Here is a 2618-nt window from a genome sequence, read left to right on the forward strand (position 1 = left end):
ACGTTTTGCTGCTTGACGAAGAGGAGCTGGTGCTTGTCGGTCAGCCGCTGCCTGGGCCGGATGCCGAGGTAGCCGACCACCTGGTGGTTGAAGGTGATTTTCTTGAAGTCGACCTGGCTTTTGGGAAGGCCGGGAGGGCCGGCGATCTGGTTCTTGGCGGCGTCCAGGAGGAACACCCTGGTCTCGAAGCGGTGCTTGAACCAGGAGGGGAGCCGATTGCTGCTGATGTTGCTGAAATCGCCAGAGGGGGCGGGGAGCTTTCTCGCCATCCGCTCCCTGCGCACTCTGCGTTCCATGCGCTCCTGCTCGCTGCCGCTTCCTTCGTGAGGGAGCGTCATCGCCATCAGCCGTGGCCAGGCGTCCTGATCCTTGTCCAGGAACTCCCAGGAACCGCGGGCGGTGTAGGTCTCCTCCAGCACCTCGGCAAGTTTGGCGAAGCGTTCCTTCTCGATGGTGTTGATGTAGGAGAGAAAGCCGCGTCCCAGGCTCCACTGCACGATGAGGAACATGCAGATGACGACGGCGCCGGTGGCCGCCAGCATGGCGAGGAATAACTTGTACTTGATCTTGATCTTCATGGCATCCCGCAACCTCAGGCATTCGCGCCGCTTGTACGCTCCGGCGACAGGTTCTTTTTAGCATACCCTCACGCAATTCGCTACGTCATCCTTGCGTCCCCCCCTTTCCGGGGCCGTAAATCCTACTTTCCTCCACATTTACTCCTCAATTCGCTGGTACTTTGACAACCATGGAAGGGGGCTGAGGGTCCCCGACACTCAAGGAAACGGCCAGCGGCCGGAAGGGGCAAGTCATGAAAAAGGTAATTTTCGCAACTCTCGTCTTCGCCATCGCCGGAGCGGCAACCGCCGCCCAGGCCGGGGTGGATTTCAGCGTCAACATCGGTGTTCCCGCACCGGCCCCCGTCGTGGTGGCGCCGCAGCCGGTGGTGGTGCCCAGCGGTTACCCGGCGCCTCCCACCCTGGTGGTAGAGCAGCCGCCGCGCTTCATCTTTTCGCCCCAGTTGGGACTGTACCTGGCAGTGGACGTCCCCTACGACATGGCCTACGCGGACGGCGGCTACTACCTCTATAACGCAGGCTACTGGTACTACTCTCCCAGCTACTGGGGGCCCTGGTCCTTCTCGGGGAGGCGGCAGCTTCCCGTGGGGCTGCGCAAGTACCGCTACGAGCAGGTGCGCCACTTCCGCGACCGCGAATACCGGGTCTACCTGCATGACCGCGGCCACTACCGGGGCAACTGGTACAACCCTGCCCCCCGTGGTCCTGAGCACATGGGACGCCGCCCTGAGCACCGGGAAGGGTGGAGACAGGAACATCGGGAGCACTGGGAAGACCGTCGCTGACCACCATCGATCATCCCTGATGGGGGCTCCGCTCAGAAAAGTCGCATCTTTACCTTCTTTCGTGCTATAGTGCCTCTTTAATGAGTCACGGACCCCATGGGCCTGCCAAGGCTGGTGGGGTTTTTTGTGGCCCACAACAAAGAGATAGGAGCAACAGTGAGTTTTAAACAGTTCAATTTGCACCCCAAGGTTCAGTCAGGCGTGGAGGCCATGGGCTTCGAAACCCCGACCCCCATCCAGCAGCAGGCCATCCCGGCCGTGATGGAAGGACAGGACGTCATGGGGCTCGCCCAGACCGGCACCGGCAAGACGGCGGCTTTCGGGCTCCCCATGCTGCATCGCCTGATGGACGGCCCGCACGGGCGGGTGCGCGCGCTGGTGATCGCCCCCACCCGGGAGCTCGCCGAGCAGATCAACGATGCCATCAACGCCCTGGGGAAGTTCACCGGGTTTAAGAGCGTGTCCGTCTACGGCGGGGTCAACATAAACACCCAGATCAAGAAACTGAAGGCGGGGGCCGAGATCGTGGTCGCCTGCCCGGGGCGTCTGCTCGATCACCTCTCCCAGGGAACCATCGACCTTTCCGGTATCGAGACGCTGGTCTTGGACGAGGCCGACCAGATGTTCGACATGGGATTTCTCCCCGACATCCGCAAGATCCTCAAGGTGCTCCCTTCCGCCCGGCAGACCCTGCTGTTCTCGGCGACCATGCCCGACGACATCAGGAAACTCGCCCACGACATCCTGCGCAGGCCGGTCACCGTACAGGTGAGTAGGACCGCACCGGCGGCCACCGTTTCACACGCGCTCTATCCCGTTGGCCAGCACCTCAAGACGCCGCTGCTCTTCGCGCTGTTGAGCCACACCGACACCGAGAGCGTGCTCATCTTCACCAAGACCAAGTACCGGGCCAAGAGGGTAGGGGAGCAGTTGGAGAAGAGCGGCTACAAGGCCGCCTCCCTGCAGGGCAACCTCTCCCAGAACAGGCGTCAGGCGGCCCTGGACGGTTTCAGGGACGGCAGCTTCCAGATCCTGGTAGCCACCGACATCGCGGCGCGCGGCATCGACGTCTCCCAGGTCTCCCACGTCATCAACTACGACATCCCCGACACCACCGAGGCCTACATTCACCGGATCGGCCGTACCGGACGGGCCGCCAGGAGCGGCGACGCCTTTACCTTGGTCACCGGGGAAGACGGGGCCGTGGTGCGTGCCATCGAGAAAGTCCTGCAGGCCCCCATCGAACGTCGTACGG

At 62.7% G+C, this 2618-nt stretch carries 2 protein-coding genes and 1 pseudogene; 2 read left to right on the forward strand and 1 reads right to left on the reverse strand.

The features are described from left to right. A pseudogene (locus VJ604_RS15560) lies at positions 1–578 on the reverse strand (ATP-binding protein); the annotation flags it as partial. 233 nt (positions 579–811) lie between these two features. Between VJ604_RS15560 and VJ604_RS15565 the strand changes: the two are divergent. Beyond that, on the forward strand, positions 812–1363 hold the full coding sequence (locus tag VJ604_RS15565) for a hypothetical protein (protein WP_324084085.1): 552 nt from the start codon (positions 812–814) through the stop codon (positions 1361–1363). Positions 1364–1519: 156 nt separating this feature from the next. Further along, a partial coding sequence (locus VJ604_RS15570; RefSeq protein WP_324084088.1) for a DEAD/DEAH box helicase occupies positions 1520–2618 on the forward strand: 1099 nt, incomplete at its 3' end.

The sequence above is a fragment of the Geomonas sp. genome (assembly GCF_035254065.1).
In the GTDB taxonomy this organism is placed as follows: Bacteria; Desulfobacterota; Desulfuromonadia; order Geobacterales; family Geobacteraceae; genus Geomonas.